We start from the raw sequence: 24,247 nt of genomic DNA on the forward strand, positions 1-24,247 counted from the left end.
ACCTTCCATGGCAACGAGTACCGAAACCGCAGAAAAGGGCGCCGCACGCCGGCGGGTGTCTGATCCGACATCCCGGCGGGCCTCCAGTCCGCGCCGATCAAGCGGCGGACGCCAAAAGCGCACGTCACCGCCGTCGTCCCGCCTCCATCCCCGGTCGCTGACCCGCGAGGTCTGGCAGCTCGCCCAGGCAGCGGGTACACCCGTGGCGCAGCGCGCCGCCGCTCTCGTGAAGCGGTACTGCGCCCCGGTGGTGGGAATCGTCAGCCCGCTCGGCTGGATCATCGGAGGAACGGTTGCTGCGCTCTGGGTACTCGGGGCCGTCTTCGACTGGCGGGAAGCCCTGATCGCTGCCTTGATGGGAACCTTCCTGTTCATCCTGGCGATCGGTTTCATCCTTGGCCGGTCCTCGTACGCTGTCGAGCTGGACCTGACCCGCACGCGTGTGGCGGTGGGGGACCGCGCCGTCGGAAGCGTTGCTGTCTCCAACACGTCCTCCAAGGCGCTGCTCCCGGCTTCCCTGGAGCTACCCGTCGGCGCAGCGACGGCGATCTTCCACCTGCCGCGCTTGAAGCCGAATCAGCTGCACGAGGATCTTTTCACCATTCCCACGCAGCGTCGCGCAGTCATCGTGGTTGGGCCGGTTCGTTCGGTGCGTGCCGATCCGTTGAGCCTGCTCCGCCGCCAGGTGTTCTGGACCGAGCCGACCGACCTCTACGTCCACCCGCGCACGGTGGCCCTGGTCGGGTCGGCCGCCGGGTTCATCAAGGACCTCGAGGGACTGCCCACCAAGGACCTCTCCAGTGCCGACGTATCCTTCCACGCCCTGCGCGACTACGTGCCGGGCGACGACCGTCGTCACATCCACTGGAAGACGACGGCGCGGACCGGTCAGCTGATGGTCCGGCAGTTCGAAGAGACCCGCCGCTCCCACCTTGCGGTTGCGCTGTCTACCAACACGCAGGAGTACGACTCCGACGCCGAATTCGAGCTCGGCGTCTCGGTAGCCGGGTCCATCGGCCTGCAGGCGATCCGGGAGCAGCGGAACCTCAGCGTCCTCACCCAGGACGGGCCGCTGCGCTCCGAAACCGGTCGTAACCTGCTGGACGACATGACTCGTATCGAGGGCCGCAGCCGCAGGCTCACCGCCGTGGATCTGGCGAGGACGACGGCGGATACTGTCCCCAACGCTTCAGTGGTCTTCTTCGTGGTGGGGCCGCACGTGACACCGTCCCAGCTCCGCTCGGCAGCCGCTTCCATTCCGCCCGGAATCCGGTGCATCGCCATCCGCTGCGTGACTGACCAGCAGCAGGCCAGGGCAACCATCGGCGACCTCACCGTCCTGACCCTGAACGACCTGTCCGACCTCGGACTCATCCTTCGAAAGGCTGCAGCATGAGCCGCCGCGCCGGTCGCACAGCCCGTCCGCTTCCAGGACGGCTGCAGACCATCATCGACGTCGGTGTGCTCACCGCCCTCCTCGGACTGGGCGTACTCGGTTTCGGCCCCACCTTCGGCGGCGACGTTCGCTACCTGGCAGCAGGGTTCGGCGGCCTGGCCGCCGGCCTCATCACAGCCTGGCTGAGTGCGCGCTTCCGCTGGGGTTTCTGGGCGACTGCCGGCGTTCTGTTGGGCGCCTACCTGCTGCTGGGCCACGCGCTGGCAGCGCCGGTCGAGTCCTTTCTCGGATTCCTGCCTTCACTTGAGTCCCTGCGCGTCCTGATTGTCGGCGTCGTCTTCTCCTGGAAGGACCTCCTGACCGTCGCCGACCCGGTGGGCATCAGCCGGGGCATGCTGGTGGTGCCCTTCCTGTCGGCGCTGCTGCTGTCGGCGGTTGCCGGTCTGCTGGCCTGGCGCATCCGTACTCCCTACTGGGTGCTCCTGCCGGTCCTTGGCCTGTTCATCGTCAGCATCGCTTTCGGAACCAACAGGGCGTCCCTTCCGGAACTGCGCGGGATCCTGCTGCTCGTCGCTGCGACTGCCTGGCTCGCGTATCGCCGGGACATTGCACGAACCGATGAGACCGGTGCGCTCTCCGCCAACGCACCGGCGGTGCCCGAGGCTGCCGCCGGTGTCAGGGGAGCCATCCGTTCCAACACGGCACGCCGGCTCGGATTCGGAGGTGCGGTGCTGGCGGCCGGCACGGTCCTGACCCTCTTGGTCAGCCCGGTGCTGGCCAGTACGGACCGGGACGTACTGCGCGACGTCGTCGAGCCGCCCGTGGACCTGTTCGACTACCCGAGCCCGTTGACCAGCTTCCGAAAGTACGTCAAGGACCAGGCGGACGAGACGCTGCTGACGGTCGACGGATTGCCCGAAGGGCAACGGATCCGGCTCGCCGCCATGGACGCGTACGACGGCGTGGTCTACAACGTGAATCCGCAGGCTGCCGGAAACTTCGCCCGGGTGGGGGATGCCCAGCAGCTCGGCAGCGCCGAGGTAGCCGAGGGGGAGGGGACAGTCGCCACGCTCGACATCACCATCGAGGGCTACAACGGCGTATGGCTGCCCTCCGGCGGTGAGCTGCTTGGCGTGGATCTCGAAGGTCCCCGCTCCCAGGACCTCAACCGCTCGCTGTACTACAACAACGATGCCCTGACGGCGCTGTCGACCAGCGGGGTGCAGGCAGGCGACAGCTACAGCGTCAACGTGGTCTTCCCGGAGATCCCGAGCGATGAAGTGCTGACGCAGTACGACTTCGCCGACCTCAGCCTCCCGCGGGTCCAGAATGACCCTCCGGTCATTGCATCCAAGGCCAGCGAGTACGTCGGGGACGTGTCGAATCCCATTGAACGGGTCCGTCGGCTCGAGCAGGTCCTGAATTCGCAGGGCTTCTTCAGCAACGGCAAGGACGGCGAAGCCCCGTCCCTGCCCGGCCACGGCGCTGCCCGGATGCTGAGCCTGCTGGATGCCGAGCAGATGGTCGGAGATGACGAGCAGTACGCCGTTTCCATGGCCCTCATGGCGCGCAAGCTCAACATCCCGGCCCGCGTGGTCATGGGCTTCTACCCGGATTGGGATGAGATCGAGGACCCGTCCGCTCCGATCGCGCTGACCGGCAGTGACGTCCACGCCTGGGTGGAAATCGCTTTCGATAACGCCGGATGGGTGCCGTTCAACCCCACCCCGCCGGAAGACAATGAACCGGTGCCGCCGCAGCAGCAGCCGAAATCCTCACCGAAGCCTCAGGTCCTGCAGCCGCCGCCACCACCGCAGGAGCCGGCCGAACTGCCCCCGGACTCCGCTCCTGAACCGCAGGATGCGGAGGATCGGACCAAGGACTTCTGGGATGACTGGGGTCCGCTGATCCGTGCCATCGCGCTTGCCCTGATTCCGCTGGCAGTCCTGCTGCTGCCGCTGCTGCTCATCGCCCTGTTGAAGGTACGACGCCGGAAGCGGCGTGCCAACGTCGGTGCGCCTTCCCAGCGGGTCGGCGGAGGCTGGAGCGAGGTTCTCAGTCTCGCAACGGACCTCGGCGCGGACACCAACTCGAACGCCACCCGCCGCGAGAGCGCGCGGGAGCTGGGCGATGCTTTTCCTGTCAGCGCCGTCTCCACCACGCTCCTTGCGGAGCGGGCGGATGCCAGCATCTTCTCGTACGGTGAGCCGACCGAACGGGAGGTCGAGGAGTACTGGAAGGACGTCGAGTCATCCCTGGAAGACATGCGGGGCTCGGTAGGCTGGTTTCGTAGACAGCGTGCGCGGTACTCGCCGCGCTCACTCGTGCGTGAGGCGCGCTCACGAGTGGGTCAGCGCAGCGCCGGCCGCACCACCCAGGGAGGTCCGATCCCGGGTACCGGTCGACGCGCCGGGCGAAAGAAGGACTCATGACGGCAGGTGCGCAGGAGTGCCCGCGCTGTTCGTCGCGCGTGGTCTCCGGCACCGCTTATTGCGTGCGTTGCGGCGCTTCCATTCCCAATCGGACCGCGCATGTCCGTACAGTGGACCCACTGGGCAATGCGCTGGCGCATCACGATGCCCGGACGGACGGTGAGGGAGGGACACAGGGCGCCATGGCTCAGCTCAACCTTGAGAACGGCTCGGCGGGCAAACGGCTCGGAGCAAAACTGGTTGACGGCATTCCGCCTGCCCTGATCACGGGACTTGCCGCCGTCGTCGGTATGCCCCTGATCGGGTACGAGCAGGTGTCGTCGAGCTCAGCCGTGCTGGATCTCAGCAGGTTCTTTCTGGTCACCGGCGCCGGTGGGCTGCTGGCGCTCGGCTACTGGATTTTCCTGTGGGGTTGGGAGGCCAAGACGGGAAAGACCCTCGGCAACCTCATGTTCGGGCTGCGCACCACGGATGACGGGGGCTTCGCTCCCGGATGGCTCGCGGTGTTCCTGCGGAACCTCATCATCGGGTTATCGGGGATAGTGCCCGTCATCGGGTTCGTGATTGTCATGCTGTCCAACCTGTTCGACTCCAACGGCAAGCGCCAGGGCTGGTATGACAAGGCCGCGCGCACCTTCGTTTTCGATGTCCGACGCGGCCGTAATCCGCTGGTGACCGGCGGGATCAACGGGCCGTCGTCGTTCGCCCCCGATTCGCCTCCGCCGGCCCTTCAACCAGTGTCATCACCGGTCATATCACGCCAGGAACCGTCCTCACCGGCTCAGGCGGTGCCGGCCCACACGACCGCAGTTCACATCGGGTCGCCGGGCGGAGCGCACGCGCAGCCTTCCCAACCGGAGCCCGTGACCTTCCGTCCCGAGCCGGTCGTGTTCCAGTCGGAGAAGGTCCCTACAGGCCGGACCGCCCCGCTCCCGGACTTCGACGCTACCCACCCGGACGAGGCAGCTGGGGAGACGGTCGTCTCCCGGCCCGCAACTGCTGCTTCCTATGCACCCCGGAGTGTGCGGATCAGGCTCGACGACGGCAGGGACTTCCTGCTGGAGTCCGCGGCTCTGATCGGCCGCAACCCGGCGGCCAAGGGCAGCGAGTCAGCGCAATTGATCTCCGTACAGGACGAAGGCCGTTCAGTCTCCAAGACACACCTCCACCTGCGGGTGGAGGCCGGCCGGCTCTGGGTCACGGACAGGCATTCGACCAACGGCAGTGCAGTCACCGGTACTGACGGCGAACGCACTCCGCTTCCCGGCGGACAACCGTACTGGGCGGCTCCCGGTTCGACCGTGCATTTCGGTGACCGCAGCTTCAAGGTGGAACAGGCATGAATAATCCGGAACAGACGAAGGACTGGAAAATTGAACTCACCGTCGGGTACGCGTCCGACCGCGGCCTCAAGCGGCAACTGAATGAAGACTCGCTGATTGCGTCCGAGCCCATCTTCGCGGTCGCGGACGGCATGGGCGGGCACGAGGCAGGCGAGGTTGCTTCCGGTATCTGCGTGCGGACGCTGGGGGAGAGCAGCATCATCGGCGAGCATGCTCCGCGTTTCTCGGCGTCGGATCTCGAGGAACTGCTGCGGACGGCCGATGAGCACATCCGTTCGGAAACCGGGGGCCGCGCCGGCACCACCCTGTCCGGCGTCGTGTTCGTCGAGGAATCCGGCATGCCGTACTGGCTCTTCTTCAATGTGGGAGATTCGCGCACCTATCGCCTGAGCCAGGGTCGTTTCGGGCAGATCTCCGTTGACCATTCAGAGGTGCAGGAGCTGGTCGACCGGGGCCACATCACGCAGGAGCAGGCTGCAGGTCATCCCCGCCGGCATGTCATTACACGTGCGCTCGGTACCGGGGATGATTCCGAAGCAGACTACTGGCTCATGCCCGTGGAAATGGGGGACCGGATCCTCATCTGCTCGGACGGGCTCAGCACCGAGGTGTCCGAAGAACGCATCTACACCCTGCTCAGCTCGTTGGCTGATCCGCAGCAAGCCGCCGACGCCCTCGTGGAGGAGACCCTGCGCAACGGAGCACGCGACAATGTCACTGTTGTGGTGGTTGATGCCCATGGAGTCGACGGCGACGCCGACCTTCACACCACCGCCCCGCGGACCATGGGGATCGAGACTGTCAGCGGTGCTGCTCCCGAGAACGCGGAGGCAGAGCGTCCGTGAGCGTTGTCCGCTACCTCCCCGGGGAGGAATGGCTCTGTGTGGTGCGCTCCGGCGTCGTCGTGATGGTTCCTGCAACCACTGCAGCCGACGTCCTTGACCGGCTTTGGAGCCGACTCGGGGAGACCCCGAACCTGCAGGCCATCCTGCCGATCGTGGCCGGCGGCTTCGGCCAGGGCCTCGACTCGATGCCGCCGTTCGGAGTGGTGTCCTACACGGACCGGCTGCACGTGCTGTTGCGCGGCGAGGTGCGCCTGAGCGTCGCGAACGACGACGGCGCGGCTCCCCTCGAACTCTCAGGCGAGTACGTAACCACGTGGACGGAGCGCATGCTCGACGGCGGTGCCCGGCACTTTTCGATGAGTGCCGGCGCCCCTGCGGGCCTTCCCGGTGCGGATCTCGAGGGGTCGGCCCTTCCGCTCGAAGCGGGTGTCGTCCGTTCCGCCAGCGTGAGCGTTGGATTGTCCGGTTCTGGAGGTGCGCCGACCGTGACGGCGGAACCTGCACCGATTGAACCGGTTAGGGCCGAAGCCGCTCCCGTCGAGCCTGCACCTTTCCTGCTGCCGCCCTCACAACCCGCGGCGCTTGAGCCCGCGGAGGAGGAGGACCCCGAGCATGCAATTACCGGGGCGCTCGAGGCCGAGGAATCCGCGACGATCAATCCGAGCCTGTACCTCACGTTCAACGACGAACCGGAACCCCGACCGGAACCCGAACCCGAAACGGAACCGGAACCCGAACCGGAACCGGGACCCGAACCGGAAGAAGACCCGGAACTGAACACAACCGGCTATGACCACCTGTGGGACCAGACTGTTGTGCGTCGCGTTGAAGATGCTGCCGTGCGCCCGGCAGAGGACGATGACGCCGAGGAAGCACCGGTCGGTGAACCAGCCGGCCAGGATGCCCACGCGACTACCGGAAGCGGCGCCCACGCAGGCGCCCAGCCGGCCGAAGCTCCGGCGCAGCCCGAAGTTTCGCAGTCCAAAGTTTCGCAGCCCGAACTTTCGCGGCCTGACGTTTCCCAGGTCGGTGACTCTTTCCCGCAGAGTGCTCCGCTGACAGAGGCTACGCCGGTGCCGCTTCCTGCGCCGGGTCAGCTGATCGACTCCGTGCCTTGGGCACGCAAGAGTGCTGAGCCGCCGAAGGCATCAGCCGTGCCGGCCAGCTCACCCATACCTCCGATGCGCGGCCCTGCGGTTCCGGCTGCACCGGTTTCCATTCCGCCGGGACCAGCCGGCCCCGGCGTCCCGCCGGACGGTCTTGATCTCGATGACCACGACGGTCAGACGATCATGCGCAGCGAGCTCGAGAGCCCAGCGCCCACATCGGTCCAGCCCTCGCCGGAGCCCCGGCCGGGCACCGGGCCGCTGGTGCTGGCGCGGCTGTGCCCGCAGGGTCATGCAAACCCGCCCGAAGCGTCGGCCTGCGGTGTCTGTTCGCAGCCGGTTGACGGTGAGCCGCGGGAGGTCCGACGCCCAAGTCTCGGCACCATGCGGATCTCGACCGGCGAGGTTGTCGAGCTGGACCAGTCGATCGTGATCGGCCGGCAACCCTCGGTTTCGAGGGTCCAGGGCCGCGGCATGCCCAAACTCGTGCAGGTCACCAGCGCCGGAGGCGATATTTCGCGTTCGCATGCGGAGGTGCGGCTCGACGGCTGGCACGTACTGCTGTGCGACCTGAAGGCCACCAACGGCACAGTGCTGATCCGCCAGGGCCAACCGCCGCGCCGCCTCGGCGAAGGAGAGACAGCTTTCCTGCTCGACGGCGACGTAGCCCAGCTCGGTGATGACGTCTTCCTGCGCTTCGAAGGCCTGCGATGAGTTCACGGCGCGCAGCCGCACCGCCCCCGCACATTCCGGGCTACCGCTACATCAGCCTGCTCGGATCGGGCGGCTTCTCGGATGTCTACCTGTACGAGCAGGACCGGCCGCGCCGGCGCGTGGCAGTAAAGGTACTGGTTTCAGGGCTGATGACGGAGGGCGCGCGGAAGGCATTCGAATCTGAAGCCAACCTCATGGCCCAGCTCTCCACCCACCCGTACATCGTCACGATCTATGAAGCGAACATCACTGATGACGGGCACTCCTACCTCGCGATGGAGTACTGCTCACGGCCCAGCCTGGACGTGCGCTACCGCAAGGCAAGGCTGTCGCTGGCAGAGACCCTGACCATCGGCATCCAGGTTGCCTCCGCCGTCGAGTCCGCCCACCGGGCAGGTATCGTGCACCGCGACATCAAGCCCGCGAACATCCTGGTGACCGACTACAACCGCCCTGCCCTCACTGACTTCGGGATCTCCGGTACCACGGACGGCGGCGCGGACGAGGATCTCGGCATGTCCATCCCGTGGTCGCCGCCGGAAGCATTCGTGGGCGGCAGCGTCGACGGCGTCCGCATGGACGTCTGGTCCCTTGGGGCAACCCTCTACACGCTGCTCGCCGGCCGTTCGCCCTTCGTATTTCCCGGGATGGACAACTCCCAGCGCATGCTGATGGACCGGATCGGATCCATGCAGCTCGCTTCGATCGGCCGGGATGACGTGCCGGAATCACTCGAGCTCGCGCTGGCCACGGCGATGGCGAAGAACCCCGCCGCCCGCTATAGCTCGGCACACTCCTTCGCTCTCACCCTGCAGCGGATCCAGACCGAACTCGGCATCTCTGTCACCCCGTTCGAAGTGCTTGATGACACCGAACACGTACGTGATGATGACGACGACGCCGAAGCCACCAGGGTGCGCAAGGTTGTCTCCATCGATCCAGAGTCGCCCACCTACTCACCGACCTTCCCGACGGCGGCCGGCACCGCGCCCGCCCGCTCACTGCAGCGAGACCTGCCTACCTACGCGCCGCCGTCGTCATCCGTGCCCCCGTCCACCGCTGAAGGGACAGCGACGGGGAATTACGCAGGCGCGAATGACGCAACCGAAGACCACGCGTGGCGGGACCGGACGGTCCTGCGCGGGCGGGAGCCGCACACCGACTCCATGCGCATGGACACCACCCTCCATCGCCCTGCCGCCACCGGACAGCACGCGGACACGGACGACGTCGGACCGGCGGATGCCAGGCGCAGGCGGGGGCCGCTGGTCGGCGTCCTGGTGGGGCTCGTGCTGCTCGCCGGCGTCGCCATCGGCGGTTTCGCGGTCATGAACGGGCAACCACAGGACGAGCCCACGGTCGAAGCGCCGACGCAGCCTCCGCCCGACGCACTCGCGGGGGTGGAGGGCGTTGTTCCCTCGCCCACGGACGTCGTGGGTGAAGGGTCCGGGAACACCGTAGTGTTCACCTGGACGAACCCGGACCCGCAGGAAGGCGATGTGTATCGCTTCCGGACCGTGACCGTGCAGGAAGAGAGCGAATGGTCCAGGACCGTGCAGACCGAAGCGCCCCTCGTGGCCAACCCCGACGGTCCCACCTGCACTGATATACAGATAGTGCGGGCAAACGGCACAGCATCTGAGCCTGTGCGTGCCTGCTGGCCTGAATGAATTGAAGGGAACACCCGTGGGGGAACTTGCAATAGATTTTTGCGGTGAATGGCATGAACCGAAGGACGACGAGCCCTTCAACATCGGCCGCGAGGGTGACCTCGAGGTCGACGACAATCCCTACCTGCACCGCAAGTTCCTCCAGATTGCCCATCAGAACGGGATCTGGTGGCTCAACAACGTGGGCACGATGCTCTCGGCGACGGTCGCAGACACCACCGGCGGGATGCAGGCCTGGGTGGCACCGGGAGCGCGCATTCCGCTGGTCTTCGGCCAGACGCGCGTGGTGTTCACCGCCGGTCCCACCACCTATGAGTTCGATGTGCACCTCAAGACCCCTGCCTTCCGACAGGAGCGGCAGGTCGACAACGGCTCGGGCACCACGACAATCGGCCCCGTACGCTTCACGGATTCGCAGCGGGCGCTGATCGTTGCGCTCGCCGAACCCATGCTGCGCCGCGAGGGAACCGGCTTCAGTTCCATACCCTCGTCCGCGGCGGCGGCGCAGCGGCTCGGATGGGCGTTGACCAAGTTCAACCGCAAGCTCGACAACGTCTGCGACAAACTGGACCGGGTCGGCGTGGTGGGCCTGCGCGGCGGCGGCGGGAAGCTCGCCACCAACCGGCGTGCCCGGCTGGTGGAACACGCGGTGACCTCGCACATCGTCACGCCCGAGGATCTACACCTGCTCGAAAAAATGAAGGGCAAGGCCGACGAGGACTGACGCATCCGGCACACCGGGCTTTTCGAAGCTGCGCCGTGGCCGTCGTCGTCCGTGTTGGTTTGGTACCTGACGTCCCTCTAACTCACAGGAGTGTTCCTGCATGAAGCTGCGCCTGACCCTGCGGCGTGACCCTGACCCGGCGAGGGATCTCGCTGTCACCGTCGACGGGCTTGCCACCGTGAGCGACGTCGCCCGCGAGCTGTACGTCGCGGATCCCGCGCGTGCCGGAGCCGAGCCGCCCGGGCAGTTGTCCCTGACGGTCGAGGAATCGTACGTTGCCGGCGGTATGCGCGGCCGGACACTCAACCCGGATGTCAGCCTTTTCGAGTCCGGCCTCCGGCCGGGCTCCACCGTGACGATCAGCCGCGTCAGCGACCAGTTCAACGTGCCGGGCCAGGACCGCGGGCCGGCTGTTGCCACGCTGCGGGTGCTGTCAGGGCCGGATGCGGGCAAGGAGTTCTCACTGCCCGCCGGCGCCAGCTACCTGGGCCGCGACCGCAACTGTGACATCAGGTTTTCCGACCCGATGATGTCCAAACGGCACGCGCGGATCAACGTTGCGGACGGTATCGAGATCGTCGACACCAACTCGGCCAACGGGCTGCTCATGGACGGTACAAGAGTGGCGCGTACTGGCCTGACTTCGGCAGACGAGGTCACGCTCGGCGACACCACCCTTGCCGTGGTGCCGCTGACCCGCTCCTATTCTGCGGATCCGACCAATCCGGTGATCGAGTTCAACCGGTCGCCGCGGGTGGTGCCCGCCTTCGACGAAAAGCCCAAGCAGCTCCCGGCCGGACCGCGCAGACCCAACCCCATGCGCTTCCCGTATCTGCTCCTGATCGCGCCTATCCTGTTGGGCGCCATCATGTTCTCCATCACGCGCAGCCCGTTCAGCCTCATCTTCATCCTGATGATGCCGATGATCCTGGTGGGCAGTTACCTCGACCAGCGGATCAACGCCAAGCGCACGTTCCGTGAAGCCGTGGCTCAGTTCCGTGATTCCATGGCGTTCTTCCGCAGCGATATTGAGCGGACCAGGAAGGTTGAGCGGGCGGTCCGGCATGCCGAAGCACCCTCCGTGGCGGACACGGTCGACGCCATCTACAAGCTGGGCCCCCTCCTGTGGACCCACCGGCCGGAGCATGACTTCTTCCTGACGATGCGCTTCGGCACCGGCCGCGCGCCGTCACGAATCGAGCTGTCCGAACCTGCCGGATCCGACACCCTCCCTGAATTCTCCGAAGAGATTCGCGACGCAGCGGAGGAATACGGCTACATCGACGATGTGCCGATTGTCGCCAACCTCCGCCTGTCCGGTGCGCTGGGCGTTGCCGGGGCACGCGGGGTAGTGGACGACGTCGCACGCGGACTGGTGGTGCAGGCCATCGGTCTGCACTCGCCGGCAGAGCTGGCAGTGGTCGCCCTGACCTCGGTCCAGTCGAAGGAGCGCTGGAGCTGGCTGCAGTGGCTGCCGCACACCGGATCCGTGCACAGCCCGCTGACGGGGGACCACCTTGCCGCCGGACCCGCAGCAGCCGGCCTGCTGCTGTCACGGCTCGAGGATCTGGTGTCCGTCCGGGCAGCTGAACGGTCCGGCGTCGCGCTGCGTGGCCGCCTGGACCCACGGAAGGAACTGAACTACCCGGTCCCGGTCACGCCCTCGGTGCTGGTGATCGTCGAGGACGACGTCACGGCGGACCGCGCCCGCCTGACCCGTATCGCAGAAGCCGGGGCAGACGTGGGTGTCCATGTCCTCTGGATCGCCGGCACGGTGGCCGCGCTGCCCGCAGCATGCCGCGACTTCCTCTTCGTCGACGGCGATGCGGCGAATGTCAGCGGCCAGGTACGGCTCGGAGAACTGTCGACGCCGGTCAGCTGCGAGAGCGTGGACCTTGAGCTGGCGGGGCAGCTGGCTCGGATGCTGACTCCCGTCGTCGACGTCGGAAAGCCCGTTGAGGACGACTCCGATCTTCCACGCGCGGTCTCCTACGTCACCCTTGCGGGCCAGGAACTGGTGGAGGCGACGACGGCGGTCGCGGACCGCTGGACCGAAAACAATTCGGTTGCGTCCCGCGCCGTGCCCAACCGCAAGCATCAGGGCTCGCTGCGTGCCCTGGTGGGTTCAAAGGGCGTCGAGCCGATGTACCTGGACCTGAAGACGGAAGGGCCGCACGCCCTCGTCGGCGGAACGACGGGCGCGGGCAAGTCTGAGTTCCTGCAGTCCTGGGTGCTCGGCATGGCCGCCGCATACAGCCCTGACCGACTCTCCTTCCTCTTCGTTGACTACAAGGGTGGGGCGGCGTTCGCGGACTGCGTGAAGCTGCCGCATACCGTTGGCCTGGTCACCGATCTGTCGCCGCACCTGGTGCGCCGCGCACTGACCTCCCTACGGGCGGAACTGCACTACCGGGAGCATCTGTTCAACCGCAAAAAGGCCAAGGACCTGCTCGCCATGGAGCGCGACGCCGACCCTGAAACACCGCCGTCACTGGTGATCGTGGTCGATGAGTTCGCTGCCCTCGCACGGGAGGTGCCCGAGTTCGTCGACGGCGTGGTGGACATCGCGGCCCGTGGCCGGTCACTTGGTCTCCATCTGATCCTGGCCACCCAGCGGCCCTCCGGCGTCATCAAGGACAACCTGCGCGCCAACACGAATCTCCGCATCGCGCTTCGCATGGCGGACACGGACGACTCCCAGGACATCCTCGGTACGCCGATGGCCGCCTACTTCAGCCCGTCGATTCCTGGGCGCGGTGCGGCGAAGACCGGCCCCGGCCGTATCCAGAGCTTCCAGACCGGGTACGCCGGAGGCTGGACCACCCGGGCGCCGGCGCGCCCACGGATCGACGTCGTCGAGATGAACTTCGGCTCGGGCACCCGTTGGGAGTCTGCGGGGGACGAGGTCATCGCTGAGCCCGGCGGCCCCAATGACATCGCCCGCATTGTGGGCAATGTTTCCCAGGCTGCGCTGGAACTGGGCATCAAGCCTCCGCGTAAGCCCTGGCTTGCTGAACTCGCGGAAGCCTATGACTTCTCGAAGCTGCCGAACCCCCGAACGGACGAGTCGCTGCTGCTCGGAGTGGTGGACGACCCGGAGCACCAGGCGCAGCCCACCGTTTTCTACCAGCCCGACGTAGACGGCAACCTCGCGATCCTTGGATCCGGCGGCTCAGGCAAGTCGACGGCGTTGCGGACGCTGGCAATCGGTTCAGCCGTCACCGTGCGCGGCGGTCCGGTGCAGGTGTACGGGATCGACTGCGCCTCGAACGGCCTCCAGATGCTCGGCCAGCTGCCGCACGTCGGCGCGGTGCTCGATGGCGATAATTCAGAGCGGATCGGCCGGCTGCTCCGCTACCTGCGTGGCGTCATTAACGAGCGTTCCGACCGGTTCGCCGAGGTCCGGGCGGGAACCATTACGGAGTACCGTCGGCTGGCCAACCGTCCGGAGGAACCGCGGATCCTGCTTCTTGTTGACGGCATTACCACTTTCCGTGAGAACTACGAGTTCAAGGGTCGGGAGCGCCACTTCGAACTGTTCCAGCAGATTGCGACGGACGGCCGTCCCATGGGCGTGCACATTGTCGTCACCGGAGAGCGCACCAACTCCCTCCCGCCGTCGTTGGCGGCCTCGATCAGCAGGCGGATCATCCTGCGCATGGCGGGGAAGGACGACTACTCGACGCTGGGCGTGCCCCGTGACGTACTCTCCAGCTCGTCGCCTCCCGGGCGTGGATTGCTTGACGGGCTCGAGGTGCAGCTTGCGGTCTTCGGCGGCAACGCCAACCTCGAACTGCAAGCGCGCGAGGTGGAACGCATGCGCGACGCCATGCTGCGCCAGGGTGTTCCGCAGGCGCCGGGCGTCCTCAGCCTGCCCGAGTCGATCGACCTCGACGTGCTGCCCGCGGCTGAGACGGGCTCGGCGGTCATTGGTGTTGATGACTTCAACCTTGAGCCCGCCGCGGTCTCCGCTACGGGTGCGTTCATGGTGTCGGGTCCGCCGGGGTCGGGACGCACGGTGGCGCTGGTGACTCTGGCTGCGGCACTGCAAAAGTCCTCGCCGCATGTGAAACGGATCTATCTCGGGGCGCGGCGCTCCACGGTTGCATCCCTCGGTCTGTGGGACGAGGCGTACGCCACCGCTGCCCTGGTGCAGCCGGGACTGGCGAGGCTCACCACGCTGGTCGATGGTCCGGAAGGTTCGGTCGCGTTCTTCATCGAGGGCCTGACCGAGTTCACCGATTCGTTGGCGGAACTGGAACTGTCCTCGCTGGTGAAGACGGCTGTGAAGTCGGGTCAGTGGGTGGTCGGCGAAGCGGAGACGTCCACCTGGTCCAGCGCCTGGAACCTGTCCGGTCCATTCAAGTCCGGCAGGCGGGGACTGCTGCTCAACCCGAACGAGCTCGACGGCGACACGCTGCTGAACACGTCGCTGGGCAGAACTGCGGGTAACCGCTTCATACCGGGACGCGGCTACGTTGTCGGTCGGGGCAAGGCATACAAGCTACAGGTCGCCACAACCATGGGCGGCCTGGACTGACACAACGGTCCGGCGCCCGGACGGGTAGCGCTCCTTGGGTAGAGCTCCTTGGGGAGCGGTCCCCATCGACACCTCTCGACGGGCTTGGATAGGTTGTAGTCAGTCGCCCAAACGGGGAGCCCGCGAGGGACATCCCGGAAGGGCAGGGCGGTTCCGGAAATGCCGGACCGCCACAACGAAAGGTGGGGACAATGAGCAACGTTACACACGGTAATAACCCGGAGCAGATGGGACAGCTGGCACAGCTGCTTACCCAGAAGTCCGAAGAACTGAACCAGACCGCCAACCAGCTGACCCAGCAGCTCGGCAACACCGCCTGGGTCGGCCCGGACTCCGAGCGCTTCCGCGGCGAGTGGGAAACCCACCGCGCGCAGCTGACCCAGATTGCAGCACAGCTGCAGGAAGTCAGCGCGACCGTACAGCGCAACCGCCAGGATCAGGAAGCCACCTCGAACGCGTAAGTTTCCCGGTACGGCAGAACGGTCCGCAGCTTCGGCTGCGGGCCGTTCCCTCATTAACGCCCGCAACTGTCCGTGGTCTGGGGCAAGATAGGAACCGTGGCCACAGTGAACCAACACGCCGATGAGCAGTCCGAAGAACGTTCCGAGGTTGAGCTGCCCGCCGATGAGGTGCCGGCAGACTCGCTCAAGGAGGAGTACGCCCGGCTCGTGGAGGAGGTGAGGCGCCACCGCTTTGCGTACTACAACGAAAACGCACCGGTTATCTCGGACGCCGAGTTCGACGTGCTTTTTCGCAGGCTCGAACAGATCGAGGCCGAACACCCGGAACTGATCTCGAATGATTCGCCCACCCAGGAAGTCGGCGGCGATGTGTCCGCAGCCTTCGCGCCGGTTCAGCACCTGCAGCGCATGTACAGCCTGGAGGATGTTTTCTCCACCCAGGAGCTGGAGACATGGGTCCGGCGGGCGGAAGCAGGCATCCAGTCCCAACGTCCGGGCAGCACGGTCTCCTGGCTCACCGAGCTGAAGATCGACGGACTCGCCGTCAACCTTCTCTACCGCAACGGTGAGCTGGTGCGGGCGGCCACCCGGGGGGATGGCGCAACGGGCGAGGACATCACGCACAACGTGCTCACCATCAAGACCATCCCGCGCAAGCTCAACGGATCCAACCATCCTGCGGAGGTCGAAATCCGCGGCGAGGTGTTCTTCCCCTCGAAGGAATTCGCCCAGCTCAACGAGTCCATGGTCGAGGCAGGCAAGGCCCCCTTCGCCAATCCCCGCAACGCTGCAGCGGGTTCACTCCGGCAGAAGGATCCCGCGCTCACGGCCCAGCGGCCGCTGGACATGTATGTGCACGGCATCGGTGCCCGTGAGGGGCTGGAATCCGAAAGTCAGTCCGAGACGTATCGCCTGCTTGAGCAGTGGGGGCTGCCCGTGTCGCCCTACTTCAAGGTGTTCGGATCCTATGAGGAGGTTCTCGACTTCATTGAGCACTACGGCGAGCACCGGCATGACCTGTTGCATGAGATCGACGGCATTGTGGTCAAGGTGGACAGCTTCGCGCTCCAGCGCGCGCTCGGCCACACCTCGCGCGTGCCACGATGGGCTGTGGCGTACAAGTACCCGCCCGAGGAAGTGAACACCAAGCTCCTGGACATCCGCGTCAATGTCGGGCGTACCGGACGCGTCACACCATTCGGGCTGATGACTCCGGTCAAGGTGGCCGGTTCCACAGTGGAGATGGCCACGCTGCACAACCAGGAGGTTGTAAAGGCCAAGGGAGTCCTCATCGGTGACATCGTCGTGCTGCGCAAAGCCGGTGACGTCATCCCTGAGATTGTCGGCCCTGTAGTTGCGCTGCGGGCCCAACAGGATCCGCCGCCCTACGAATTCGTGATGCCAACGGTGTGCCCGTCCTGCGGCACGCCGCTGGCGCCTGCGAAAGAGGGCGACGTCGACATTCGGTGTCCCAATGCCAAATCCTGCCCGTCGCAGCTGCGGGAGCGCGTGTTCCACGTCGCCGGCAGGGGTGCGTTCGACATCGAGGCACTCGGTTGGGAAGCGGCCATTGCACTCACCCAGCCTGCCGAACCTGCCGTGCCTCCGTTGACCACCGAAGCCGACCTCTTCCGACTGACTCCTGAGAAGCTCGCCGATGTGCGGATAGTCCGTGACAAGAAGGTCAAGGGCGTTGTGAACGGCCAGGAGCTGGTGCCGTACTTCTACACGAGGGGCAGCGCCAAGAAACCCTCCGAACCCACGGCCACCACACGAAAGCTTTTTGTGGAACTGGAGAAGGCCAAGTCCCAGCCGCTGTGGCGTGTACTGGTTGCGTTGTCCATCCGCCATGTGGGGCCGACGGCTTCACGGGCTCTGGCCACCGCATTCGGATCGATGGAGAGGATCCGCAGTGCCAGCGAGGAAGAACTCGCCAACGTCGACGGCGTTGGACCCACCATCGCCGCAGCACTGAAGGAATGGTTCGCTGAAGACTGGCACTGCGAGATCGTCGATCGATGGGCTGAGGACGGGGTCCGGATGGCCGACGAGGTGGACGAGTCCATGCCCCGCACGCTGGAGGGGCTCACCGTCGTCGTCACCGGGTCGCTGGAGGGGTTCAGCCGTGACGAAGCGAAGGAAGCAATCATCCAGCGCGGGGGCAAGGCATCCGGTTCGGTATCGAAGAACACCAGCTACGTCGTGGCCGGGGAAAATGCCGGGACCAAATTGGACAAGGCAGAGCAGCTGGGGCTGACCATTCTCGATGAAGACGGTTTCCGAAGGCTCCTGGAGGAAGGAACCGTATGAGCGCCAGCCCTGCCGAACTGCTTCACGTCGCGCTGCAAGCCGCTGAAGCCGGTGCCCAGGTGCTGCAGAGGCGCGGTAACGGCGTCCTTGAAGCCGAGAACAAGAGTTCTGACAGTGACTGGGTCACCGCTTTTGACACCGCTGCCGAACGGGCCGTCCGTGATGTGATCTGGCGTTCCCGACCGCATGATGCGATTACGGGCGAGGAGTTCGGAACCACGGTTCCGGAAGGCCAGGCGTCCGGGATCCGGTGGTCCGTCGACCCGCTGGACGGCACTACCAATTTCATCCGCAACATTGTTTACTACGCCACGTCGGTAGCGGCGGTTGACAGCGGGGGAGAGTGGCTGGCCGGCGTGGTTCACGCGCCGGCGCTGGACCGGGTCTACTGGGCCTCGAAGGGCCAGGGCGCCTGGGTGCGGGAACGCGGACAGGTGCGCGAGTTGCACGGACCTGTTGCAGGACGCGCAGGCGCCATCGTGGGTAGTGGGTTCAGCTACCACCCCGGGCAACGGACGCACCAACTCGGGGAGCTCGGCGAACTCGTCGCGGGCCACGGGGACCTGAGGAGGATCGGGTCGGCGGCCCTTGACCTCTGCATGGTCGCCGATGGAACGCTGGACGCCTACATCGAGCGTGGACTGAATGAACACGACTGGGCGGCCGCTGCGCTCATCGCGGAGGAGGCCGGGGCCGTCGTTCGCCGTCCCGTCCTGACGTCGGCACTGGATGGCGGACCGGATGAGCACGAACGGTTCTCGGCGTTCACTGCGGCTGGTTCGCAGGCCATAGTAGAGCGTGCCGCGGAGCTCGAGGCGCGGTCCGCCGCTTACTGACCGAGGATCCTTCGACTGCAGGTCATGCAGGTCATGCAGGTCATGCAGGCGGCAGGCTGTAGCGGTGCTCCGGCCTGCCCGTCGTCCCGTAGCGCAGCTGGATTTCCACCGCGCCGTCGTCCGCCAGCGAGGACAGATACCGCTGCGCGGTGGCCCGCGATACGCCTACCCGGTTGGCGACCTCCGCGGCGGAGTACTGCTCGTCGGGAACGAAGGAATCCAGGACCGCTGCCTCCGTGGCTGATCGGGGTTTAGACGACGGAGTGACGTCGCCCGGGATCAGCGATCGCTTGGCGCGTTCCACGGCATCCTGGTCCAGTGCCCCCGGCTGAGACAGAAGGCGGCGGTACCTGGCGTACGACCGCAGCTGCTGTGAGAGGGATTCGGCAGTGAACGGCTTCAAGAGGTAGCCGAGCGCGCCGCGGCGGAAGGCGGCGCTGACGGAGGCAGGGTCGGAGGCTGCGCTCAGAATCACGGTGTCCACGTCCAGCTGCTGGAGTAGGTCGAGTCCGGAGGCATCGGGCAGGTAGACGTCAAGCAGCACCAGGTCCGGACGGAGGCTGTGGACCGACTGCAGCGCCAGCGATGCTGTTCCCACCGGGGCCAGCGCCAGGAACCCGGCCACCGAATCCACGTACGCGGCGTGCAGTTTGGCCACGTGGAAGTCGTCATCGACTATCAGCACACGGAAGTCATCGGCCATGATCGTCCTTTCCTGCTCCATCGTTCCCCCGTGAATCCTTCGCCGCCGCGGTCGTGCCGGGCAGGGAAGCCATAAAGACCGCTCCCGGCCCGCCGGGCGTACCGGGCTCAAGCAACCGGACGTCCCCGCCGCGGCGCCGTGCCAGCTGGCGCACCAGCGCAAGCCCGAACCCCTGGCCGCCGCCGGCACGGACGGGGCCGGAAACTGTAGTGAAGCCTTCGGCAAAGATTGCCTCGGTGTCGGTTCCCGGCGCCAGCCCGTCTCCCGAGTCGGCAACCACCACATGAAGTGTCCCGCCGTCGTCGCCCGGTTCATCCATCACTTCCACCTCAACCCAGCGGGGGGTTCCTGTTCCGGCCACAGCGGCATTGACGGCGTTGTCAATCAGGTTGCCTAGAACCGTTGTGACGTCCTGCGCAGCTGTGACCTGCCCTCGGACCAGTGTTTCCGGCCCAATGCGCAAGGCAACGCCGCGCTCGTCGGCCTCAACCCCTTTTGCGCCCACGAAGGCCTGCAGATATGGGTCCTGAAGAAGTTCGGCCTGGTCTACCGGGAACTTCAGGGGCCCCGTCGCTGCCAACCGCGCCAGGTACTCGCGGGCCTGCTGGTGCTGACCGATGCTCATGAACCCGGCGATGGTGTGGAGCTGGTTGGCGAACTCGTGCCGCTGGGCGCGCAACGCAGTGGACATGGTTCCCACCGCGTCCAGCTGCCGGGTAAGTTGCTGCAGCTCCGTGCGGTCCCGCAGCATGAGCACCCATCCCAGGTCCTCCCGCCGATGAAGGGCCTTGCGGGCGCTGGCGACCAGTACGCGCTCACCGGCTACAAGCTCGACAGCGGAAGGGGAAGCGGAACCGGCGCCCGGTTCTGTCAGGGCCTTGAGCTGATCCGGGACGGGCGCGTCCTCCCACCGCGTTCCTGCCAGGTCCTCCTGCCCCAGTAGCCGCTGTGCTGCTGCGTTGAAGACGCTGATTCTCCCGTCCGCGGAAACACCGATCACGCCCTCGTCCACACCCTGAAGCACAGCCACCTGGTCATGGACCAGGGTGCTGATCTCCTCGGGTTCCAGACCCAGGGTGAGTCGGCGCAGTCGCCGACGCAGCAGGAAGGAGCCAAGCACGCCGGCCAACAGGGCGCCGGCGGCAGTCAGGGCAACTGGTCCCACGTCCTGGGCTACGCTCTGGCTCACGGTCTCCATGGAGTAGCCGACGCTGACCTCTCCAACCACGGCTGAGCTGTCGGGGGCGTAGACAGGAACTTTGGCTCCGGCGGAAGGCCCCAGTGTGCCTGTGTTGCGGGTGGTGACCTCGCGCCCTGCCAGGGCCTCGGTGGGATCGGTACTGACTTGCTCCCCGAGCCGCGCCGGATCGGGATGGGCGAGGCGAAGCCCGGTGTCGTCGGTGATGACCACGAACAACGCTCCGGTCCGTGTACGGGCTGCTTCCGCGGTGGCCATCAGGGGGCCGGCGGCCAGCTGGGCGGCCGGAGGGGTCCCCTCCTGTCGGCTGATGGCCAGCACGTCCGCCCTGACGGACGGATCCGACGCCACCGTCCTGGCAAGGGTTAGCGCCTGGGCCTCCGCCTCGTCGCCCGCCCGCTCATAAGTCAGCCAGGCGTGGACGGCGGCGCTGAGCAGGACCACGAGCAATACCACCGCCAGCTGCAGCAGGAGTGTCTGCGTGGAGAACCGCAGCGCGGGGCGCGGGCTGGGACGCGGCACGGTCCTCCTTGAAGTGGGTGGCGGGCGATCGGACGTGGCGCCCTTCGGTGGGTGAGCACAATGAGCAAAATGCTCGCAACAAGCAGTATGTCAATCAATTCCATCAAAGGCACTGCCGTGACGGCGGTCACCCTACAGTCTGTATCACGCGTCACATTGCTGTGCCGCTGTTCACACAGAAGGAGCCGGCCGTGCTGGTAATACTTGGATTCGCGATGATCGCGGTGTTCATGGTGCTGATCATGACGAAGAAGTTGTCGCCGGTGCTGGCGCTGATCATCGTCCCCACAATTTTCGGTCTTTTCGCAGGTGCAGGCCTTGGCATCGGCGAGATGGTCATGGAATCGATGAAGTCGATGACCTCAACAGCAGCCCTGTTGATGTTCGCCATCATCTATTTCGGTTTGATGATCGACGTCGGCCTCTTTGACCCGCTGGTTCGCTTCATCCTTCGGAAACTGGGCAATGATCCCGCCAAAGTGGTCCTCGGTACCGCGCTCCTCGCTGCCGCAGTATCTCTTGACGGTGACGGCTCCACGACCTTTATCCTCACCACGGCCGCTATGCTGCCGATCTACCTTCGGCTGAAGATGAGCCCTGTGGTGCTGACCTGTGTGGCCGGCCTCGCCAACGGCACGATGAACATCGTGCCCTGGGGTGGACCGACCGCCCGGGCAGCCACCGCACTCAACATCGACGTCAACGATGTCTTCGTTCCGATGCTGCCCTCCCTCCTTGGTGGCATCGCCCTGGTTCTTGCCTTCGCCTGGATGCTCGGCATCCAGGAGCGCAACCGTCTCCGCGCCACGCAGCCCGAGCTCTGGGGAGCGCCTGACACGTTCGACGGCGGTGCCCCCGCCGGCCGTTCCGGTGTCGGCGGTTCGTACGCGGGCCGCGGACGTCCGGGAACCAACCCCGGGGGAGCGGCTCCCGCCGTCGGTGGTTCTTCCGTCGCTGTACTGGAAGGTACCGAGCCTGTAGCGGATGACCGCGATAACGCTCTGGCGGGCACCTCCCTGGACCCGAACCGCAGTACCCTCCGTCCGAAGCTGCAGTGGTTCAACCTTGCGCTCACCGTCGCCGTAATGGGCATGCTCATCGCCGACCTTGTACCCCTGCCGTACGTCTTCATGGTGGGCTCCGCGATTGCTCTGTTGGTGAACTTTCCCCACGTCAAGGACCAGAGCGCGCAACTTGTTGCCCACGCGCCGTCGGTCGTTGCAGTAGTCAGCATGGTCATGGCGGCCGCGGTCCTGACCGGCGTCCTGACGGGTACCGGCATGGTCGAGGCAATGTCCGCCTGGCTGGTGCAGATCATCCCGTCCAGCATGGGCCCCTTCCTGGCAGTCATCACCGGCGTCCTCAGCATCCCCATGACGTTTTTCATGAGCAACGACGCCTTTTACTTCGGTGTACTGCCAGTTCTCAGCGAGACCGCAGGTCACTACGGGATCAGTGCCGCTGAAATGGCACGCGCTTCTATTACCGGGCAGCCCTTCCACATGCAGAGCCCCCTCGTCCCAGCGATCCTCCTCCTCGTGTCGCTGGCCAAGGTTGATCTGGGGGACCACCACAAGAAGGTTCTGTGGCGCAGCGCCGTTGTGTCGCTGCTGATGCTGGGAATAGGCATGCTGACCGGAGCGATTGGAATCGGCTAACCTGTAGCTGCCGTGCTGCTGTGGCTGCGGTGCTGCCGCACGCTGGATGGCAGCACGGCATAACCTGTCCCCGCATCAGATCCCGGGTATGACCATGAGTTGGCAGAAAGTGTTTTCGACACTGGCCTCCACAAGGCTGCGTGAGGCATACGCCCACGCGGTGCTGGGAGAGGATCCTGAAGTGCAGCCAAAGGAGCGAGCAAAGCTCATCGAGTCAGGACTGCTTGATGCCGACGGTTCGGTCAATGACGCCCTGTTCAAGGAGCTCCTGGCAGCCGCATCAGCCCCGCGGCCGCAGGGCGTCGACAGGTTCTTTCGTGAAGGACGCCTGGACGGACTTCCGGCGGGGCATGCCGACCGGCTGTCAGTGCTCGAGCACCTGGCCGATCGCCTGTTTCCGGGCGGGCAGGAGCTGACCGAGCCGCAGGTCAACCTGCTGATCGCCACTGTTACGCGCGATATCCCTACGCTGAGGCGCGCGCTGGTCGATTACGGGTACCTTGTACGGAATGCGGACGGAACCGGGTACCGGCGTTCAGAGGTCGCCTAACTTAACCTGATCGTTGCATTGGTCCGGTCACAGTCGCACGGCTGATCTGCCACACTCGGATCATCGGTGTCCTACCCCGGAGGAGTCATTCATGGACATTACGGTCAGGCAGGCCGGCGAGAACGATTACGCCGAGATCAGGCGCATCACCGTGGCCGCCTACGCGGATGCCGGATACATCGACGACGACTACGCCTACAACCACATCCTCGGTGCTATCGAGAACCGGGGCTATGCGGGCGCCTCGCTGCTGGTAGCGGAATCGGACGGAGCAATTGTCGGCTCCGTGTTCATGACCAGGGCGGGCGGTGACTTCAGTGACGTCGCCCACGACGGTGAACTCGAGTTCCGTATGCTGGCTGTTGCCCCGGACCAGCAGCACAAGGGAATCGGGCATGCGCTGGTCCGTGAGGTCATCGACCGTGCACGCCGGGACCCGGATCTGTCAGGTGTGGTCCTGACTATCGCGCCGCAAATGGACGGACAGCACAAGCTGTACGAGGAGATGAACTTCGTCCGCATGCCGTCCCGCGACTTCGTGCTGTCTGACTCCTTCTCTCTGCACGTGTACAAGCTCGCCCTCTGACGGCGTCAGCAGGGCGCTGGTTCCAACCCTCTGTGGGTTCGTCATGTGCGCAAGCCGTACTTCGGCTCGGGACAGGGCACAATGGATAGGCGCATTTCGGCGCCCTCCCAGAACAAGGCATAACCAATGACCCTCACCATCCGTCGTGTAACGGAGAACGATTACGACGACGTCCGCCGGATCACCCGCGACGCCTACCTTCACGCCGGCTACTTCGACGCGGCCGACCACCCCTATGTGCAGGTGCTCGCCGACGTCGAGCACCGGGCTGAGCACGCCGAGGTCTGGGTGGGCGAGGATGACGGCGTCGTGATCGGGTCGTTTGCGATCACTTTCGAGGGTCAGCGCTACACGGATATTGCCATCGCCGGTGAATTGGAGTTCCGTATGCTCGCCGTCGACCCGGCCGTCCAGCGAGGAGGCTACGGGCGCCGGATGGTCGAGTGGATCATTGACTACGCCCGCACCGTCGACGGCGTAGAGGCAGTCAGCCTGACGAGCGGCACGGACATGGTGCGTGCGCATCGACTGTACGAGTCGCTCGGTTTCGAGAGGGTGCCCAGCCGCGACTGGTGGGTACCGGGTGAGGACATCGAGCTGTGGGTCTTCCGACTGGAGCTGTGATCGAGGTGCCCCCTTCGCAGTCCGGTGAC

Annotated in this window: 17 protein-coding genes; 15 read left to right on the forward strand and 2 right to left on the reverse strand. The window is 65.8% G+C overall.

The genetic code is table 11. The annotated features are described in order from the left end of the window. Positions 1 to 7 precede the first annotated feature (7 nt). From M1D74_RS05645 to M1D74_RS05695, 11 genes are all read left to right on the forward strand, one after another. Entirely contained in the window at positions 8 to 1,396 is a 1,389-nt protein-coding gene (locus tag M1D74_RS05645; RefSeq protein WP_458116806.1) for a DUF58 domain-containing protein, read from the forward strand. Further along, positions 1,393 to 3,828 carry a transglutaminase family protein gene (locus M1D74_RS05650; protein ID WP_458116807.1) on the forward strand — a complete coding sequence of 812 codons (2,436 nt, stop codon included), beginning with the start codon at positions 1,393 to 1,395 and terminating at the stop codon, positions 3,826 to 3,828. The genes M1D74_RS05645 and M1D74_RS05650 overlap by 4 nt, the downstream gene beginning before the upstream one ends. A 182-nt stretch (positions 3,829 to 4,010) precedes the next feature. Continuing rightward, positions 4,011 to 5,171, forward strand: coding sequence for an RDD family protein (locus M1D74_RS05655; RefSeq protein ID WP_458116808.1), 1,161 nt, complete (start codon positions 4,011 to 4,013; stop codon positions 5,169 to 5,171). Then, complete coding sequence (locus M1D74_RS05660) at positions 5,168 to 6,016, forward strand: PP2C family protein-serine/threonine phosphatase (RefSeq protein ID WP_458116809.1); 849 nt, start codon at positions 5,168 to 5,170, stop codon at positions 6,014 to 6,016. The genes M1D74_RS05655 and M1D74_RS05660 overlap by 4 nt, the downstream gene beginning before the upstream one ends. Beyond that, on the forward strand, positions 6,013 to 7,836 hold the full coding sequence (locus M1D74_RS05665) for an FHA domain-containing protein (RefSeq protein WP_458116810.1): 1,824 nt from the start codon (positions 6,013 to 6,015) through the stop codon (positions 7,834 to 7,836). Before M1D74_RS05660 ends, M1D74_RS05665 begins: the two co-directional genes overlap by 4 nt. After that, entirely contained in the window at positions 7,833 to 9,506 is a 1,674-nt protein-coding gene (locus tag M1D74_RS05670) for a serine/threonine-protein kinase (protein ID WP_458116811.1), read from the forward strand. The genes M1D74_RS05665 and M1D74_RS05670 overlap by 4 nt, the downstream gene beginning before the upstream one ends. A 16-nt stretch (positions 9,507 to 9,522) precedes the next feature. Then, the gene (locus M1D74_RS05675; protein ID WP_458116812.1) at positions 9,523 to 10,230 is read left to right on the forward strand and encodes a hypothetical protein; all 708 of its coding nucleotides are present in this window, start codon (positions 9,523 to 9,525) and stop codon (positions 10,228 to 10,230) included. A 100-nt stretch (positions 10,231 to 10,330) separates the two neighbouring features. Then, complete coding sequence (locus M1D74_RS05680; protein WP_458116813.1) at positions 10,331 to 14,770, forward strand: FtsK/SpoIIIE domain-containing protein; 4,440 nt, start codon at positions 10,331 to 10,333, stop codon at positions 14,768 to 14,770. Between the two features lie 191 nt (positions 14,771 to 14,961). Next, positions 14,962 to 15,231, forward strand: coding sequence for a WXG100 family type VII secretion target (locus tag M1D74_RS05685; protein ID WP_026544706.1), 270 nt, complete (start codon positions 14,962 to 14,964; stop codon positions 15,229 to 15,231). Positions 15,232 to 15,384: 153 nt separating this feature from the next. Then, positions 15,385 to 17,541: an NAD-dependent DNA ligase LigA gene (ligA, locus tag M1D74_RS05690; RefSeq protein ID WP_458117146.1), complete on the forward strand. Its 2,157-nt coding sequence runs from the start codon at positions 15,385 to 15,387 to the stop codon at positions 17,539 to 17,541. Further along, positions 17,538 to 18,377 carry an inositol monophosphatase family protein gene (locus M1D74_RS05695; protein ID WP_309071381.1) on the forward strand — a complete coding sequence of 280 codons (840 nt, stop codon included), beginning with the start codon at positions 17,538 to 17,540 and terminating at the stop codon, positions 18,375 to 18,377. Before ligA ends, M1D74_RS05695 begins: the two co-directional genes overlap by 4 nt. Before the next feature lie 40 nt (positions 18,378 to 18,417). On the opposite strand, the gene M1D74_RS05700 is transcribed toward M1D74_RS05695, so the two are convergent. Together M1D74_RS05700 and M1D74_RS05705 are read right to left on the reverse strand one after the other, a co-directional pair. Next, positions 18,418 to 19,080 carry a response regulator gene (locus tag M1D74_RS05700; protein ID WP_309071382.1) on the reverse strand — a complete coding sequence of 221 codons (663 nt, stop codon included), beginning with the start codon at positions 19,078 to 19,080 and terminating at the stop codon, positions 18,418 to 18,420. Next, positions 19,070 to 20,800 carry a sensor histidine kinase gene (locus tag M1D74_RS05705; RefSeq protein WP_309071383.1) on the reverse strand — a complete coding sequence of 577 codons (1,731 nt, stop codon included), beginning with the start codon at positions 20,798 to 20,800 and terminating at the stop codon, positions 19,070 to 19,072. Before M1D74_RS05705 ends, M1D74_RS05700 begins: the two co-directional genes overlap by 11 nt. Before the next feature lie 191 nt (positions 20,801 to 20,991). On the opposite strand from M1D74_RS05705, the gene M1D74_RS05710 reads away from it, so the two are divergent. From M1D74_RS05710 to M1D74_RS05725, 4 genes are all read left to right on the forward strand, one after another. After that, entirely contained in the window at positions 20,992 to 22,458 is a 1,467-nt protein-coding gene (locus M1D74_RS05710) for a CitMHS family transporter (protein WP_309123918.1), read from the forward strand. A gap of 94 nt (positions 22,459 to 22,552) precedes the next feature. Then, the gene (locus M1D74_RS05715; protein ID WP_309123919.1) at positions 22,553 to 23,008 is read left to right on the forward strand and encodes a DUF2087 domain-containing protein; all 456 of its coding nucleotides are present in this window, start codon (positions 22,553 to 22,555) and stop codon (positions 23,006 to 23,008) included. A 91-nt stretch (positions 23,009 to 23,099) separates the two neighbouring features. Further along, the gene (locus M1D74_RS05720; RefSeq protein WP_309071386.1) at positions 23,100 to 23,594 is read left to right on the forward strand and encodes a GNAT family N-acetyltransferase; all 495 of its coding nucleotides are present in this window, start codon (positions 23,100 to 23,102) and stop codon (positions 23,592 to 23,594) included. 126 nt (positions 23,595 to 23,720) lie between these two features. Beyond that, on the forward strand, positions 23,721 to 24,218 hold the full coding sequence (locus M1D74_RS05725; RefSeq protein ID WP_309071387.1) for a GNAT family N-acetyltransferase: 498 nt from the start codon (positions 23,721 to 23,723) through the stop codon (positions 24,216 to 24,218). Positions 24,219 to 24,247 lie beyond the last annotated feature (29 nt).

Source organism: Arthrobacter sp. D2-10, from assembly GCF_054161285.1.